This is a genomic window from Streptomyces sp. NPDC050264 (genome assembly GCF_040655895.1).
Taxonomy (GTDB): Bacteria; Actinomycetota; Actinomycetes; order Streptomycetales; family Streptomycetaceae; genus Streptomyces.
The window spans coordinates 431,072-447,274 of sequence record NZ_JBFAKV010000002.1 but is presented as its reverse complement, the minus strand read 5'-3'; the positions used below and the strand labels follow the sequence as shown (position 1 = coordinate 447,274).

Below are 16,203 nucleotides of genomic sequence, written 5' to 3'. Positions count from 1 at the left end.
GTTCGAGCCCGGCGGATAGCATCCGGCGTATGGCCTCCTCGTCCTCGCAGCAGCTCACGCACACCGTCGCCGACGGGGTCGCCACCGTCGTCATCGACCATCCGGCCAAGCGCAACGCCATGACCGACCCGATGTGGGACGCCCTGCCGCAGCTGCTCGCGGAGCTCGCGGCGGATCCGGCCGTGCGGGTGCTGGTGCTGACCGGCGCGGGGGACACCTTCTGCGCCGGGGCGGACATCTCCACGCTCGCCTCGGGCGCGGGCGCGGCGCAGCGGCTGGCCGTCGCCGCGGAGGAGGCGCTGGCCGCCTTCCCGAAGCCGACGCTGGCCGTGATCCGCGGTTTCTGCGTGGGCGGCGGCTGTCAGCTGGCGGCCGCGTGCGATCTGCGGTTCGCCGCCGAGGGCGCGCTGTTCGGGGTGACGCCGGCCAAGCTCGGGATCGTCTACCCGGCCTCCTCGACCCGGCGGCTCGCGGCGCTGGTCGGTCCGGCGACCGCCAAGTACCTGCTGTTCTCGGGTGAGTTGATCGACACGGAGCGGGCGCTGCGGACCGGGCTCCTGGACGAGGTCCTGGCCGGGGCCGCGCTGGACAAGCGCATCGCGGAGTTCACGCGGGTGCTCGCCGGCCGCTCGCAGCTGACGCAGGCGGCGGCGAAGGAGTTCGCGGCGGGGCGCACCGACCGGGACGCGTACTGGGCCGAACAGGCGCGCGGCAGCGGCGACACCGCGGAGGGCGTCGCCGCGTTCCTGGAGCGCAGGGCGCCGCGCTTCGGCTGGACCGTGCCGACTACGTCAGGATGAAGCGGCTCCTGGCCCGGAACTCCTCGACGAGGTGGGCGGGCGCCTTGTGCGGTGAGCCGGCGTCGTAGGGCGGCTGCGGGTCGTACTCGGTGAGCAGCTGCACGGCCTGGGCGTGTTCGTCACCCGCGATCTTCCCGAGCAGGGTCAGGCCCATGTCGATGCCGGACGACACCCCGGCCGCGGTGACGTACTTGTCCTCGATGACGACGCGCTCCCCCGTCGGCCGCGCGCCGAACTGCTTCAGGAAGTCGAGGGCCAGCCAGTGCGAGGTGGCTCGCCGTCCCCGGAGCAGGCCCGCGGCGGCCAGCAGCAAGGAGCCCGTGCACACCGACGTCGTCCACGTGCTGGTCGCGTCGGCCGCGCGCAGCCACGCCAGGAGGGCCTCGTTCTCCATCTGCGCGGTCTGCCCCGGCCCGCCCGGGACCACGATGATGTCCGGGTGCGCGACCTCGGCGAGGGTCTTGTCCGCGGTGAGGGCGAGGGCGCCGGTGTCGCTGCGGACAGGGCCCGTTTCCTCGGCGACGAAGACGAGCTCCGCGTCCGGGAGGCGGCCGAGAGTCTCGTACGGGCCGACGGCGTCGAGCGCGGTGAACCGGTCGAACAGGGACGATGGCGATCTGCACGGTGTTCCTTTCCGGAAGTCCCTATGTCGTCAAGTCGCTGAGTGGCTTGGTGGCTGAGCCGGTAGGCCGGTCAGTGCGAGGGTGTGGGCGCGTGGAAGCGGCGCCGGTACTCCGCCGGCGGTGTGCCCAGGGCTTTGAGGAAGGCGCGGCGCATCGCCTCCGGTGTGCCGTAGCCGCTGGCGCGGGAGATCTCCTCGACGCCGTCGGTCGTGTCCTCCAGGAGGCGGCGGGCGTGTTCCACGCGGACGCGCTCCACGTATTTGCCGGGGGTGAGGCCCGTCTCGGACTGGAAGGCGCGGGCGAAGTGGCGCGGTGAGAGGCGGGCACGGGCCGCCATCGACTCCACGGACAGGTCGTCGCCGGGATGCTCGGTGATCCACTGCTGGACCTCGCGCAGCGGCTCGCGGCGGGCGGTCTGGGCGGCGAGCTGGGCGCTGAACTGGGCCTGGTTCCCGGGGCGTCGCAGGAAGACGACCAGGTGGCGGGCGATCGTCAGGGCGGTGTCCCTGCCGTGGTCCTCCTCCACGAGCGCGAGGGCCAGGTCGATACCGGCGGTGACACCGGCCGATGTCGCCACGTTTCCGTCGCGTACGTAGATGGGGTCCGGGTCGACGTCGATCGCCGGGTGGTCGCGGGCGAGGCGGTCGCAGTACGCCCAGTGCGTCGTGGCTCTGCGGCCGTCCAGGAGGCCCGCCCGCGCGAGGAGGATCGCGCCCGTGCAGACCGAGACGATCCGCTGGGCGTGCGGCGCGTTCTCCCGCAGCCAGTCGATCAGGCGCGGGTCGGGCCGGCGCGTGCCCTGGCCGCCGGGGACCAGCACGGTGTGCGGGGCGGGCGCGTCGGAGAGGGCGTGATCGGGGACCAGGGTCAGACCGCTCGACGTACGGACCGGAGCGCCGTCGAGCGAGGCCGTGCGGACGCGGTACCCGGCGGTGGCGGAACCCGCGGCGAGGGTGGCGCCCGCGAAGACCTCGACGGGCCCGGTGACGTCGAGGCTCTGTACGTCGTCGAAGAGGAGCACGAGAACGACTCGATCGGTACGGGGCGGCATGCGTCTTATTCTTCGGGACCCCGCGGATGGCCGCAATGACGAGTACCCCTCCTTTCCTGCCATCGTCCGCTCCCCCTCATCCCTCTGCGTACCAACCGGTCGGTAACGTACGGGCATGACCCCTGACCCGCGCCTGCGCGCCGCCCGCCGCTGTCACAACGTCGTCAATCCGTTCCACTCCACCCACTACTTCTCGCCCGACCTGGGCAGGGAACTGGCCGCCGTGGGCGTGCAGGACCGCAGCGCCGCCTATTTCGCGGTGCGGTCCGCGGCCATGGGGGCCGTCGGCGCCGGAACCGTGGCCTCGACCTTCTACAACTTCAAGTACGACCTCGTGGCCCGGCACGTGCCCGCGGTGTGGCAGGCCGCCTCCCCGGAGACGGTGCTCGCGGCACGCGCGCGTGCCGTCGACGCGACGCTGCGCCGCCTGCTCGGCGAGGAGGCGCTCGCCTCCAAGGAGATGGCCGAGGCCGCCGAACTCGCCCTGCGCGCCACGGAAGCCTGCACGCGGCACGCCCGCCCCCTGTATGCGGCCCACGCGGACCTGCCCGTCCCGGAGGCGCCGCACCTCGCGTACTGGCACGCGGCGACGCTGCTGCGCGAACACCGCGGCGACGGGCACCTCGCCGCGCTGCTCGCCGCCGAACTCGACCCGGTGGAGGCCCTCGTCAGCCATGTCGCGACCGGCAAGGGCATGGCCCCGAAGTGGCTGCTCTCCACGCGCGGCTGGACTCGGGCCGAGTTCGACGAGGCCGCCGAGCGGCTGCGCGCGCGGGGCCTGCTCACCGGCGACGCGGAGCTGACCCTCACCGAGCAGGGTGTGCGGCTGCGCGCGGCTCTGGAGGAGCGCACGGACGTCCTCGACCGGGCGCCCTACGAGCACCTCGGCGAGGCGGGCGTGGCCCGGCTGACCGAGCTGGCCACGGGGTTCGTCGGAGCGGCGCTCGGCAACGGCGCGTTCCCCGAGGACCTCATCGGCAAGACGGCCTGAGGCCCGCGCCGCCCCGCGGCGGACCGGCGGAGTGTGTGCGCAGGTCCGTGCCCTGATCCCCCGTTGTCGGTGCCACCTGCCACAATTGCCGCGCAACCTCATTCGACATAGGCGGTACGGGATCGTGGCGACACCCACTGTTGGGTCCATCGAAGGCAGGATTGCCGAGGAACTCGGCGTACGGGAGCGGCAGGTGAAGGCTGCCGTCGAGCTGCTGGACGGCGGCTCGACGGTGCCCTTCATCGCCCGCTACCGCAAGGAGGCGACGGAGTCCCTCGACGACGCCCAGCTGCGCACCCTGGAGGAGCGGCTGCGGTATCTGCGCGACCTGGAGGAGCGGCGGGCGTCGGTCCTCGAATCGGTGCGCGAGCAGGGCAAGCTCACCGAGGAGCTGGAGGCGCGGATCCGCGCCGCCGACACCAAGGCGCGCCTGGAGGACATCTACCTGCCGTTCAAGCCCAAGCGGCGGACGAAGGCGCAGATCGCACGCGAGGCGGGCCTGGAGCCGCTGGCGGACGGCCTGTTCGGCGACCCGTCGGTGGACCCGGTGGCCGCGGCGGCCGCGTTCGTGGACGCCGAGAAGGGCGTCGCCGATCCGCAGGCCGCCCTCGACGGGGCCCGCGCGATCCTCACCGAGCGGTTCTCCGAGGACGCCGACCTGATCGGTGAGCTGCGCGAGCGCATGTGGGTGCGCGGGCGGCTCGTCGCGAAGGTGAAGTCCGGCAAGGAGGAGGCGGGCGCCAAGTTCGCCGACTACTTCGACTGTGCGGAGCCGTTCAAGGAGCTCCCCTCGCACCGCATCCTGGCGATGCTGCGCGGCGAGAAGGAGGACGTGCTGGAGCTGGTCCTGGAGCCGGAGGAGCCGGGCACCGAAGGTCCGGCCGCCTCCGGCTCGGCCGCGCCCTCCTCCTCGTACGAGCCGATCGTCGCCGACCGGTTCGGCATCCGGAACCAGGGGCGTCCGGGCGACAAGTGGCTGGCGGACACGGTCCGTTGGGCATGGCGTACGCGCATCCTGGTGCACCTCGGCATCGACCTGCGGCTGCGTCTTCGTACGGCCGCCGAGGACGAGGCCGTCAAGGTCTTCGCGGCGAACCTGCGGGACCTGCTGCTCGCCGCTCCCGCGGGCACGCGCGCGACGCTGGGCCTCGACCCCGGTTTCCGTACGGGTGTGAAGGTCGCGATCGTCGACGCGACGGGCAAGGTCGTGGCGACCGATGTCATCCACCCGCACGTTCCGGCCAACCGCTGGGACGAGGCGATCGCCAAGCTGGCGCGGCTCTCCAAGGAGCACGCGGTCGACCTGATCGCGATCGGCAACGGCACGGCGTCGCGCGAGACCGACAAGCTCGCCGGTGAACTCATCGCGAAGCACCCGGAGTTGAACCTCACCAAGGTGATGGTCTCCGAGGCGGGCGCCTCGGTGTACTCGGCGTCGGCGTTCGCCTCGCAGGAGCTGCCGGACATGGACGTGTCGCTGCGCGGCGCCGTCTCCATCGCCCGGCGGCTGCAGGACCCGCTCGCCGAACTGGTCAAGATCGACCCGAAGTCGATCGGGGTCGGCCAGTACCAGCACGATCTGAGCGAGGTGAAGCTCTCCCGCTCCCTGGACGCCGTCGTCGAGGACTGTGTGAACGGGGTGGGGGTGGACGTCAACACCGCCTCGGCCCCGCTGCTGGCCCGGGTCTCCGGCATCGGCGCCGGACTCGCCGAGAACATCGTGGCGCACCGCGACGCCAACGGCCCGTTCGGCAACCGCAAGGGCCTCAAGGACGTGGCCCGGCTCGGCCCGAAGGCGTACGAGCAGTGCGCGGGCTTCCTGCGGATCCGCGGCGGTGACGACCCGCTGGACGCCTCGTCCGTGCACCCCGAGGCCTACCCGCTGGTGCGGCGGATGGCGAAGTCGACCGGTGGCGCGGTCGGTTCGCTGATCGGCGACACGGGGACGCTGCGCTCGCTCAAGCCGGCCGACTACGTGGACACCACGTTCGGTCTGCCGACCGTGACGGACATCCTGAAGGAGCTGGAGAAGCCGGGGCGCGACCCGCGCCCCGCCTTCAAGACGGCCACCTTCAAGGAGGGTGTCGAGAAGATCGGTGACCTGGAGCCGGGGATGATCCTGGAGGGCGTCGTGACCAACGTCGCCGCCTTCGGCGCGTTCATCGACATCGGCGTGCACCAGGACGGGCTCGCGCACGTCTCGGCCCTGTCCCGGACGTTCGTGAAGGACCCGCGCGACGTCGTGAAGCCCGGCGACATCGTGAAGGTCAAGGTGCTCGAGGTCGATGTGCCGCGCAAGCGGATCTCCCTGACCCTGCGCCTGGACGACGAGAAGGCCTCCGGCCCGGAGCGGGGCAAGCGGGGCGGCGGAGACCGGCAGCCGCCCCGGCAGACACCCCGGCAGGGCGGGCGTGGTGGCTCCGGTGGCGGAGGCAAGGGGCGGCCCGCCGCCGCGCCGGCCAACTCCGCCATGGCCGACGCGCTGCGCAAGGCCGGTCTGACGTAAGCGCCGTCCTCGTGGGTGGCGGTGGGGAGCTGCGGGCCGGTTCATGGCTGGTCGCGCGGTTCCCCGCGCCCCTGAGCGGCACCGCGGTCTAGGCTTCTGCGACTCTTCCTGCCGCCACCTCCAGGCGCCTGGTCGTCTCCACCGCGTCCAGCATCCTGCGGTCGTGCGTGACCAGCAGCAGCGTGCCCTTGTACGTCTCCAGGGCCGACTCCACCTGCTCGATGGCGGGCAGGTCCAGGTGGTTCGTCGGTTCGTCCAGGACCAGGAGGTTGACGCCCTTGCCCTGGAGGAGGGCGAGGGCGGCTCGGGTGCGTTCGCCGGGTGACAGCGTGGCCGCCGGGCGCAGGACGTGCTCCGCCTTCAGGCCGAACTTGGCGAGCAGGGTGCGCACTTCGGCCGGCTCGGTCTCGGGGACGGCCGCACAGAACGCGTCGAGCAGGGCCTCCGTGCCGTGGAACAGGGCGCGGGCCTGGTCGACCTCGCCGACCACGACACCGGAGCCGAGCGTCGCATGGCCCGAGTCGAGCGGGATGCGGCCGAGCAGGGCGGCGAGCAGGGTCGACTTTCCGGAGCCGTTCGCCCCGGTGATCGCGATCCGGTCCGCCCAGTCGATCTGTAGCGTCACCGGGCCGAACGCGAAGTCCCCGCGCCGCAGTTCGGCGTCCCTCAGCGAGGCGACGACCGCGCCCGAGCGGGGCGCGGCCGCGATCTCCATGCGCAGCTCCCACTCCTTGCGGGGCTCGTCGACGACGTCGAGCCGCTCGATCATGCGCTGCGTCTGACGGGCCTTGGCGGCCTGCTTCTCGCTGGCCTCGCTGCGGAACTTGCGGCCGATCTTGTCGTTGTCGGTCGCCTTGCGCCGGGCGTTCTTGACACCCTTGTCCATCCAGCCCCGCTGCATCTGGGCGCGGCCTTCGAGGGCGGACTTCTTGTCGGCGTACTCCTCGAACTCCTCACGCGCGTGGCGCCGGGCGACGTCGCGCTCCTCCAGGTAGGCGTCGTAGCCGCCGCCGTAGAGGTTGATCTGCTGCTGGGCGAGGTCGAGCTCCAGGACCTTGGTGACGGTGCGGGCGAGGAACTCGCGGTCGTGGCTGACGACGACCGTGCCGGCGCGCAGACCCCGGACGAACGCCTCCAGGCGCTCCAGGCCCTCCAGGTCGAGGTCGTTGGTCGGCTCGTCCAGGAGGAAGACGTCGTAGCGGGACAGGAGCAGGGAGGCCAGGCCCGCGCGGGCGGCCTGGCCGCCGGAGAGCGACGTCATCGTCTGGTCGAGGCCCACCCGCAGGCCGAGCTGCTCGGCGACCTCGTCCGCGCGCTCGTCGAGGTCGGCGCCGCCGAGGGCGAGCCAGCGCTCCAGGCTGGTCGCGTACGCGTCGTCGGCGCCCGGGGCCCCGTCGACGAGGGCCTGGGTCGCCTCGTCCATGACGCGCTGGGCCTCGTCGACGCCGGTGCGGCGGGCGAGGAACTCTCGGATGGTCTCGCCGGGCCTGCGGTCCGGTTCCTGCGGGAGGTGGCCCACGGTCGCACTCGCCGGGGAGAGCCGCAGCTCGCCCTCCTCCGGGGTGGCGAGTCCGGCGAGGAGGCGCAGGAGGGTGGACTTGCCGGCACCGTTGGCGCCGACGAGTCCGATCACGTCGCCGGGCGCGACGACGAGGTCGAGTCCGGCGAACAGGGCGCGGTCCCCGTGTCCGGCGGCGAGGTTCTTGGCTACGAGCGTGGCAGTCATCAGGGAGCCGATCCTAATCGGGGCGCCGGGCAGGGGCGCGCCCGCACTGCCCCGGGGGCGGTCAGCGTGCCATCGGCGCCACCAGCACGCTCCCCGTGGTGCGTGCCACGAGGAACGATTCACCTTTCTTCGCCCTGTGGTCGAGCGGAACGCGATGCCGCCCTGGGCCGAGAATGTCGTCGAAGACCTCATGGGCGTGGGTGCGGTAGAGGCGGTCGAGCCGGTACGCGGTCAGCTGTACACGGCACGTGGAGGTCACTTCGAGGCCCGCCTCCCCGTCGGCGGCGGCGAGCCCGGTGAGGCGGCGCTGTTCCTGCGGGCTGCGGTCGAGGGCGGCCTCGATCTGGGCGACGAGCACCGGGATGATCGGTGCGAGTCCTTCGACGTATGCCGGGTCGGCGCCCGCCTGCTCGAACTGGCTTCGTACGGCGGCCTGTTGGTTCTCGTCGACGGCGCGGCCGAAGGCGACAGCCCCGTACCTGCGCAGTTCCTCGGCCGATACGCCGGACGCGTCGTCGGTGATGTCGGCGCCGATGCCGATCGTGCGCAGGGCGGCGGCGAGCTTGGCGAGGACGGCGACGCGGGCGCCGATGAGCAGCACCCGGTGGCGCCTGACGGACCGGGCCGCGCCGTCGAGCAACTGACCGAGCGCCGCCCGGTATTCGTCGCCGTCGAACCGGAACGGGCCGATACCGTGGTAGCCGTTGAGCTCCAGGTCGGCCCGTTCGTCGGTCTGCCAGGCGAAGTCGCGCCAGACGAAGTCGGTGCCGGCCCGTTCGATCACGGCGGTGACCGCGCCGCACTCCAGGCCCTCGCACTCGGGACAGCCGTAGATGACGTAACGGCCGTGCGCGAGCGGTGCGTCGGCCTCCATCAGCAGGCTCTTGACGTGGTCGGTGAAGATGGCGGGCGGGATGTCGGCGGCCAACGGGGAGACGGCGTCGAGGTCGGAGAGCTGGAACAGCAGCGGGCGGCCGTTCACGATGAAGTCCACGAAGTCCCGGTGGACTTGGACGTCACCATTGGAGAGAACCCCACCGGCACGCATCGCCGGTGCCAGGCCGAAAGTCGCGTACTCGGCAGACATGCCCTGAGTATCCCCACTTGGCACCTGATATGAGCACGGCATGCCATATTCCGCTCCCGCTCGTCTTCAGGGGCTGGTCAGCACGTGTGCGATCGCCGACGCCGTGTCGGGCGCCGTATGGGTCGGCGCGAACGCCGGCTCCGTCCAGCGCCGCCCCCGGGACACCCATGCGGTGCGCAGCCCGATCCCCCTCGCTCCCAGGACATCGGCAACCGCCGAGTCCCCCACCATCCAGGCCGCCCGGAGGGAACGGCCGGCGGCCGCCGCGTGGAAGATCTTCGGGTCGGGCTTCTTGCGGCCGACCGCCTCGGAGATCGTCCAGCCGTCGAGGAGTGCGTCGAGGCCCGTACGTTCCAGCTTCGCGGTCTGTTGCGCGGTGCGGCCGTTGGTGACGACGAGCAGCGTCCAGCCCGCCGCTCGCGCGGTCAGGAGTGCCGTGCGGACCGGGTCGGACAAGGTGACGCGGTCCGTGGCGCCGTTGTCGAGGAGGGCGTGGATCGTGTGCGGCGGGACGCGGGCGCCGTAGCGGGCCGTCATCAGGGCGGCGAGTCCGGCCCGCGGCGTGTATCCGTCGCCGTCGGCCGCCATCAGCCGGGGCAGGTCCGTGGCCGGCAGGTCGTGGTCGGTCAGGAACGCCGCCATCGCGGAGCGGACCGCGGCGTCCCGGTCGACCAGTGTGTTGTCCAGGTCGAGCAGCAGCAGGGGCATGGCCGCCAGTGCAGCACGCCATGCCCGCCGCGAGCTCAGTGTTTTTCGAGGGGGTCGCCCTCCGTCTCCAGGCCCTGGCCCGGGCCGATCCGGATCTCGAACTCGCCGCCGTACTTCTCGTGTCCGGCGACCACGGCCGCCTCGACGGCCTCGATGCCCATGTCGCCGCGGACGATCAGCGGGTCCTGGCGCAGGTCGCGCATGAGGGCCACGCACATGCCGATCATGACCAGGGTGAAGGGCGCCGCCACCAGGATCGTGAGGTTCTGCAGACCGGTGAGCGCGTTGCCCGAGCCGTTGCCGATGAGCAGCATGACGGCCGCCACGGCGCCGGTCACGACGCCCCAGAAGATGACGACGAACCGGCCGGGTTCGAGCGCGCCCTTCTGCGACAGCGTGCCCATGACGATCGAGGCCGCGTCCGCGCCGGAGACGAAGAAGATGCCGACGAGGATCATGACCAGCAGGCTGGACGCCGTGGCGATGGGGAACTCGTGCAGGACGCCGAAGAGTTGGGCCTCCTGGCTGGAGGCGCCGGCCAGCTGCCCGTGCTCCTTCATCTTCATCGCCGTGCCGCCGAAGATCGCGAACCAGAGCAGGCTCACGGTGGAGGGGACGAGGATGACGCCGCCGACGAACTGGCGGATGGTGCGGCCGCGGCTGATGCGCGCGATGAACATGCCGACGAACGGCGTCCAGGAGATCCACCACGCCCAGTAGAAGACCGTCCAGCTGCCGAGCCAGTCGGCGACACCCTTGCCGCTGGAGGCCTCGGTGCGGCCGATGAGCTGGGGCAGGTCGCCGAGGTAGGCGCCGAGGGAGGTGGGGAGGAGATCAAGGACGATGATCGTGGGGCCCGCGATGAAGACGAAGACCGCCAGGATGAGCGCGAGCACCATGTTGATGTTCGACAGCCACTGGATGCCCTTCTCCACTCCGGAGACGGCGGAGGCCACGAACGCCACGGTCAGCACGGCGATGATGGAGACGAGCAGCCCGGTGCTCGCCTTGTCCATCCAGTTCAGTACCTCGAAGCCGGAGCCGATCTGCAGGGCGCCGAGGCCGAGCGAGGCCGCCGAGCCGAAGAGCGTGGCGAAGATCGCGATGATGTCGATGACCCGGCCCCACGCGCCGTGCGCGTGCTTCTCGCCGATGAGCGGCACGAAGACGGAGGAGATCGTCTGCCGCCTGCGGCGCCGGAACGTGCTGTAGGCGATGGCGAGTCCGACGACCGCGTAGATCGCCCAGGGGTGCAGGGTCCAGTGGAACAGGGTGGTCGCCATGGCCGTTTCCATGGCTTCGGCCGAGTCGGCCGGGTCGGTGCCCGGCGGGGGCGTCGTGAAGTGTGCGAGGGGTTCGCTCACGCCGTAGAACATGAGGCCGATGCCCATGCCGGCGCTGAACATCATGGCGACCCAGGAGACGGTGCGGAACTCCGGTTCCTCGCCCTCCTTGCCCAGGGTGATCTTTCCGTAGCGGCTGATCGCCAGCCACAGCGCGAAGACCACGAAGCCGGTGGCGGCGAGCATGAAGGCCCAACCGCCGTTGTGGATAAGGCCTTTGAGCGCGCTGGTGGAGACGCTTTCCAGGCTGTCGGTGGCGACGGAGCCCCAGACCACGAAGGCCAGGGTGAGCACGGCGGTGACGCCGAAGACGATCCGGTCGGTGGCGGGGCGTCGGCCATCTGTCGCGCCCTCTGCGAGGTGGGACGCGTCGGGGGGTGGTTTCTGAGGGGTTGTCACCCTTTAGGGCCTACCACATTCGACGCGTCCCACACTTGTTCAGCAGCTGGTGTCGGGCGCTCCTTCCGTCAAGTGGTAGGGCGCTCGGGCGTCGAGCAGCAGTGCGACCAGGGCCCGTTCGGACTGCCGCAGCGGCACAAAGGCTCCACTGCCCGATTTCCGGACGGTGATGCCGTGCAGGGACAACTCGTCTTTGTACTCGGCGAACTGGTCCGCGGTGAGGCGGTACCCGCAGGGCGGGTCCTGGATGGTCTCGGCGGGTCCGGCCGGGTCGTTGTCGGCGCCGCCCACGTAGATCGGCCCGGTGTCACGAAATCCGGCGAGCCGGGCGGCGCCCGTCGCCGCCTCGACCCGGCCGACCCGTTCCTTGGTGAAGCGCAACAGGCCCCCGAGCGCGGCGAGTTGGGAGTCGCGGCGGCGCCGGTTGTTCAGCGACGCGTCGGCCTCCTCCGCGGGGGTGCCGGGGTCGACGCGGCTCTCGATGAGCAGGCCCACCGCGTGCTTGACGCCGGAGACGTTGCGCAGGATGCGCTCCTGTCCGTCGCCCGCGGTCTGCTTGACCGGGTCGCCGGTGACCGGGTCGGTCCAGATGCCGTACGTGCCCGTGGAGTGCCCGGCGGCGTTCGCGGCGGGGCGGACGTAGTCGAGCGACAGCGTCTCGGCCTCGTCGTGGACCTTGGTGTCGGTGTTCAGGTTGCGCGGCCAGAGGTCGAAGAGGGCCTTGTCGTAGTACCGCGGGGTGGCCCCGTACTCGTGCAGGTCGTAGATGACGTCGGGCCGCCGGTCGCGGATGACGGCCGCCATCGCCCGCGCCTCCGCCGTCTTGAGGGCGATGTGGTCGCGGTTGATGTCGATGCCGTCGGAGTTGCCGCGGGTGTCGGCGGCGCGCCCGTCGGGGTTGGCGGTGGGCACGACGAGGAGGGTCGTACGGGCCAGGAAGGCCTGCGTGGCCTTGTCCTTGGCGTACGCGAGGTCGCGGATCTGGGTGAGACACGCCTCGCGCCCGGACGGTTCGTCGCCGTGCTGGCTGCAGATCAGCAGCACCGTGTTCGCGGTGCGGTGGGTGCCGATGCGGACCAGTTGCACCGGGCGGTCCTGCTTCGTCGTGCCGATGCGGGAGACGGAGACCCGGTCGGAGGCCTTGTCGACGGCGGCGAGGAGCCGCTGCTCCTCGGGCTGACTGGTCCAGCGGGCGCCGTTCGTCTGCTCGAAGCCGGTCCGCGGCGCCGTGGAGGTGGCCTGGGCGGGGGCGCTCACCACCAAGGGCGCGGCGAGCGCCGCCCCGGCGGTGGCCAGGGCGAGGACGCGCTTACGGGGGTTCATCAGTTGCTGCCTCCCGGGACGGGGCGGTCCTGGCGGAACGTGCTCAGGCCGTCGGCCGCGGTCGCGTGGGGCGTGGCGCCGCGGGACCCGGCGGTGGCGGCCGCGAACGCGCCGGCGCCGCCGACGACGGGGACGCGGGCCACGGTGCGGGACAGGTCGAGGGCGAGGGTCGGCCTGGTCGACGGGGGGTCGATCAGGTCCTTGTCCGTCCCGGCGACGATCAGGGCGAGCCGGTGGCCCTTGGGTACGACGTGGTCGCTCGCGGCGAGCTGGAGCGTGACGGTGTACGCCTTGCCGGGGGTCAGCGGGCGGCCCTTGTCCGGGTTCGCGTAGGTGCCGAGGTCGGCCCAGCCGCGGCTGAACACGGTCGAGTTGACGTCCGTCGCGTCGGTCTGCGTGTTCTTGTAGCAGGAGCTGTCACCGGTGGTGCTGGGGCCGTAGCAGCTGCGTTCGGTGAGCGTGGTGATGCCTTCGCCGGCGCCCGCGTAGTCGCGGATGGTGGCCGGGCCGAGGTCGACCAGGACGGCGCTCAGGTGGGCGCTGGCCGTGGTCGGGGTCGCGGTGACCGTCACCTTCGAGGAACCGGACAGGCGCAGGTCCTTGCCGAGCGGGCGGCTGATGAATCCGGCCTTGCCGGGGGTCGACGTGTCGATCTGCGCGGCCCAGTCGGTCTCGCTGAGGGCCGGGTCGTCGGTGAACGTCTCGGTGCCGCGGCCTGTCTTGAGGCCGAGGGTGCCGACGCCCGCGGCGCTGCCCTTGCCGGGACGCAGCGCGGTCGTCGTCGCGGTGCGCGCGGGCCAGACCTTGTCGGTGGTCCAGTGGTCCGGGGTGCGCTCGATGTCGGCCATCGGCTCGCGGTCGATGCCGTTGTCGTAGCCGAGGAGTTCGTGGTCGAACCAGCGGTGCAGGGTGGAGACCCAGGCGTCGCGGCGGTAGTCGAACGGGTCGACGTGGCCGGTCTGGGAGAGCCAGATCTTGCGGTCGACGCCGTTCTTGGCGAGCGCGTCCCACCACTGGCCGAAGTGCTTGGCGCGGACGTTGAGGTCCTGCATGCCGTGGGCGATGAAGACGCTGGCCTTCACCTTGTGCGCGTCCTTGACGTAGTCGCGCTCCTCCCACAGGGAGGTCCAGTCGCCGCTGCGGGGCGCTTCATCGACAAGTCGCTGCTGCACGGCGGCGCAGCGGGCGCGGGCCTCCGGGCTCTCGACGTAGTCGGACAGCCACTCGGGACCCGAGTCGTAGAGCGGAGCGCCCTGCTGGAAGTAGTAGTCGTACCAGGACGAGATCCCGCTGATCGGGACGATGGTCTCCAGACCCTCGACGCCGGTCGCGGCCACGCCGTTGGCGATGGTGCCGTCGTAGCTCTTGCCGATCATGCCGGTACGGCCGTTGGTCCAGTCCGCCTCGGCTCGTGCGGTGCCGGTACGGCTGGAGTAGCCCTGGGCGCGGCCGTTCAGCCAGTCGACGACGGCCTTGGCGGACTGGACGTCGGAGCGTCCGCCGACGTCGACACAGCCGTCGGAGCGGTTGGTGCCGGCGAGGTCGACGGCGACGAACGCGTAGCCGCGGGGCACGAAGTAGTTGTCGTAGTAGAGCGGCATCTGGACGACGTTGCCGTTGGCGTCGTACGTCTTCAGCTGGCTCTCGTTGCCGCGCCCGCAGCAGGAGTAGTACGGGCTGGCGTCCATGATCACGGGGATCTTGCGGCCCTGCGCGGCGGGTTCGCGCGGGCGGACGATGTCGACGGCGACCCGGTCGGTCCTCCCGTCGTCATCGCCGTCGACGCGGGTGTCCACCCAGACGGACTCGCGGATCGCGTTCTCGTACGAGTAGACGGGCTGCGACTCGCGGGCGGCGGGTGCGGCCTGGGCGGCGCCGGGGACGACGAGAACGGCGAGCAGCGCGGTGGTGGCCGCTGCTGCGAACGTTCTCCAGAGGCGGTGGGTGCGTCTGGCGGATATCGGCATGGCGCGGAAGCTACACGGGTCAACTCCTGTGCGACAGAGGGCCGTACGCACTGATGACAGGCGCTTGGGGCGCAAAGGCACATGTCGGCCGAATGGCGATCGTGTGACAGCTGCGGCCATGGACATGACCGGGGCGGGGGGTGCTGAATAGGCTCGCGGACGAGATCATTCCTCGGCCTGTCCCTACGACTTGGAGCTCTTGTGTACCGCAGACTCATCGCCCCCGGCGCGCTGGCGGTCTCCCTTCTGCTGGCGATCCCGGCGTCGGCCGCCGACTTCCGGCCTGGGGCCGCGGGCATCGGCGATCCCTACTACCCGACGTACGGGAACGGCGGTTACGACGTCTCCCACTACGACCTGCGGCTGAAGTACCAGCCGAAGACGGACCTGTTGGAGGGCACGGCGACGATCCTCGCCTCCTCCACGCAGGACCTGTCGCGGTTCGACCTCGACTTCGGGCTCACCGCGAGCGAGGTCAGGGTGAACGGCAAGAAGGCGGCGTTCGCCAAGTCCGGGGTGCAGGAACTGGAGGTGACGCCCGCGGCCGGGCTGCCCAAGGGCACCCCGTTCACGGTCGTCGTGAAGTACGCGGGCAAGCCGTCCGAGGTGAAGCTGTGGGGATTCACGTCCTGGCAGCGCACCCCGGACGGCGGCGTCGCCGCCAACGAGCCGGAGGCGGCCGCCTGGTGGTTCCCGTCCAACGACCATCCGCGTGACAAGGCCACGTACGACGTCTCGGTGGCCGTCCCGGACGGCACCCAGGCGATCTCCAACGGCACGCTGCAGTCGCAGAGTTCGAGCCTGGGCTGGACCCGGTTCAACTGGCGCTCCAGCAAGCCGCAGGCCACGTATCTCTCGACGCTCGCGGTCGGCAAGTTCGACATCACGACGGACAAGACGGCGGACGGCCTGCCCGTCATCAACGCGTACAGCAAGGACCTCGGCGCGAACGAGGGCGCCGCCAAGGCGAGCGTGGAGCGCACCGCCGAGGTCGCCGAATGGCTGGAGTCCGTCTACGGCAAGTACCCCTTCGAGGCGCTCGGCGGGTACGTGCCGAACGTGCCGTCGTCGTTCGCCCTCGAGACGCAGACGCGGCCCTTCTACTCGCCGAAGCAGTTCGCGAACGGCTCGAACGTGTCCGTGGTCGTCCATGAGCTGGCCCACCAGTGGTACGGCGACAGCGTCTCCGTCGACGACTGGAAGGACATCTGGATCAACGAGGGCTTCGCCCGTTACAGCCAGTGGCTCTGGTCCGAGAAGGAGGGCGAGGGCACGGCGCAGGAGCTCGCGGACTACGTGTACGCGCAGCACCCGGCGGACGATGCGTTCTGGCAGGTCGAGCCGGGCGACCCGGGGGCGGAGAACCAGTTCGCCTCAGCTGTCTACGACCGGGGGGCCGTCGCGATACAGGCGCTGCGCAACGCCGTCGGCGAGAAGAAGTTCTTCGAGATCCTGAAGGGCTGGCCGCAGGCCCACGCGTACGGCAACGCGAGTGTCGCCGACTTCGAGCAGTACGCGGAGAAGGTCTCCGGCAAGCCGCTCTCGGCGCTGTTCGACACGTGGCTGTACCAGCCGTCGAAGCCGGCTCAGCCCGCTGCTCGCGCCGCTGCCGCGCCGCAGCAGCCCAAGTCGTGGAAGAAGATCGCGGCGACCGACGGGGTGCACGCGGAGCACTGATC

Annotated in this window: 12 protein-coding genes; 4 read left to right on the top strand and 8 right to left on the bottom strand. The window is 71.4% G+C overall.

Going from position 1 to position 16,203, the window contains the following annotated elements; genetic code table 11:
- Positions 1–29 precede the first annotated feature (29 nt).
- Positions 30–800 carry an enoyl-CoA hydratase-related protein gene (locus AB0J02_RS04715; protein WP_363192110.1) on the top strand — a complete coding sequence of 257 codons (771 nt, stop codon included), beginning with the start codon at positions 30–32 and terminating at the stop codon, positions 798–800.
- Here AB0J02_RS04715 and AB0J02_RS04710 read toward each other — a convergent pair.
- Both AB0J02_RS04710 and AB0J02_RS04705 read right to left on the bottom strand, forming a co-directional pair.
- Entirely contained in the window at positions 787–1,404 is a 618-nt protein-coding gene (locus AB0J02_RS04710) for a DJ-1/PfpI family protein (RefSeq protein ID WP_363192204.1), read from the bottom strand. The genes AB0J02_RS04715 and AB0J02_RS04710 overlap by 14 nt on opposite strands.
- 89 nt (positions 1,405–1,493) lie before the next feature.
- Positions 1,494–2,474, bottom strand: coding sequence for a GlxA family transcriptional regulator (locus AB0J02_RS04705; protein ID WP_363192109.1), 981 nt, complete (start codon positions 2,472–2,474; stop codon positions 1,494–1,496).
- A 115-nt stretch (positions 2,475–2,589) separates the two neighbouring features.
- Between AB0J02_RS04705 and AB0J02_RS04700 the strand changes: the two genes are divergently transcribed.
- Positions 2,590–3,465 (top strand): hypothetical protein, encoded by an 876-nt coding sequence (locus AB0J02_RS04700; protein ID WP_363192107.1) that lies wholly within the window; start codon positions 2,590–2,592, stop codon positions 3,463–3,465.
- 124 nt (positions 3,466–3,589) lie between these two features.
- Entirely contained in the window at positions 3,590–5,971 is a 2,382-nt protein-coding gene (locus tag AB0J02_RS04695) for a Tex family protein (RefSeq protein ID WP_363192106.1), read from the top strand.
- Positions 5,972–6,059: 88 nt separating this feature from the next.
- On the opposite strand, the gene AB0J02_RS04690 is transcribed toward AB0J02_RS04695, so the two are convergent.
- The 6 genes from AB0J02_RS04690 to AB0J02_RS04665 form a co-directional block, all read right to left on the bottom strand.
- Entirely contained in the window at positions 6,060–7,697 is a 1,638-nt protein-coding gene (locus tag AB0J02_RS04690; RefSeq protein ID WP_363192104.1) for an ABC-F family ATP-binding cassette domain-containing protein, read from the bottom strand.
- 61 nt (positions 7,698–7,758) lie between these two features.
- Positions 7,759–8,784, bottom strand: a complete 1,026-nt coding sequence (locus AB0J02_RS04685) for an oxidoreductase (RefSeq protein ID WP_363192103.1) — start codon at positions 8,782–8,784, stop codon at positions 7,759–7,761.
- A gap of 66 nt (positions 8,785–8,850) precedes the next feature.
- Complete coding sequence (locus AB0J02_RS04680) at positions 8,851–9,492, bottom strand: HAD family hydrolase (protein WP_363192102.1); 642 nt, start codon at positions 9,490–9,492, stop codon at positions 8,851–8,853.
- Between the two features lie 35 nt (positions 9,493–9,527).
- On the bottom strand, positions 9,528–11,150 hold the full coding sequence (locus AB0J02_RS04675) for a BCCT family transporter (protein WP_363192203.1): 1,623 nt from the start codon (positions 11,148–11,150) through the stop codon (positions 9,528–9,530).
- Between the two features lie 123 nt (positions 11,151–11,273).
- Positions 11,274–12,557: a M14 family metallocarboxypeptidase gene (locus AB0J02_RS04670; RefSeq protein ID WP_363192101.1), complete on the bottom strand. Its 1,284-nt coding sequence runs from the start codon at positions 12,555–12,557 to the stop codon at positions 11,274–11,276.
- Entirely contained in the window at positions 12,557–14,524 is a 1,968-nt protein-coding gene (locus AB0J02_RS04665) for a Xaa-Pro dipeptidyl-peptidase (RefSeq protein WP_363192100.1), read from the bottom strand. The genes AB0J02_RS04670 and AB0J02_RS04665 overlap by 1 nt, the downstream gene beginning before the upstream one ends.
- A gap of 201 nt (positions 14,525–14,725) precedes the next feature.
- On the opposite strand from AB0J02_RS04665, the gene AB0J02_RS04660 reads away from it, so the two are divergent.
- Positions 14,726–16,201: a M1 family metallopeptidase gene (locus tag AB0J02_RS04660; RefSeq protein WP_363192099.1), complete on the top strand. Its 1,476-nt coding sequence runs from the start codon at positions 14,726–14,728 to the stop codon at positions 16,199–16,201.
- Positions 16,202–16,203: the final 2 nt, after the last annotated feature.

Coding starts and splice junctions, on each gene's coding strand:
- AB0J02_RS04715 (WP_363192110.1), top strand. CDS start 30: ATGGCCTCCTCGTCCTCGCAGCAGCTCACGCACACCGTCGCCGACGGG.
- AB0J02_RS04705 (WP_363192109.1), bottom strand. CDS start 2,474: ATGCCGCCCCGTACCGATCGAGTCGTTCTCGTGCTCCTCTTCGACGAC.
- AB0J02_RS04700 (WP_363192107.1), top strand. CDS start 2,590: ATGACCCCTGACCCGCGCCTGCGCGCCGCCCGCCGCTGTCACAACGTC.
- AB0J02_RS04690 (WP_363192104.1), bottom strand. CDS start 7,697: ATGACTGCCACGCTCGTAGCCAAGAACCTCGCCGCCGGACACGGGGAC.
- AB0J02_RS04685 (WP_363192103.1), bottom strand. CDS start 8,784: ATGTCTGCCGAGTACGCGACTTTCGGCCTGGCACCGGCGATGCGTGCC.
- AB0J02_RS04680 (WP_363192102.1), bottom strand. CDS start 9,492: ATGCCCCTGCTGCTGCTCGACCTGGACAACACACTGGTCGACCGGGAC.
- AB0J02_RS04670 (WP_363192101.1), bottom strand. CDS start 12,557: ATGAACCCCCGTAAGCGCGTCCTCGCCCTGGCCACCGCCGGGGCGGCG.
- AB0J02_RS04665 (WP_363192100.1), bottom strand. CDS start 14,524: ATGCCGATATCCGCCAGACGCACCCACCGCCTCTGGAGAACGTTCGCA.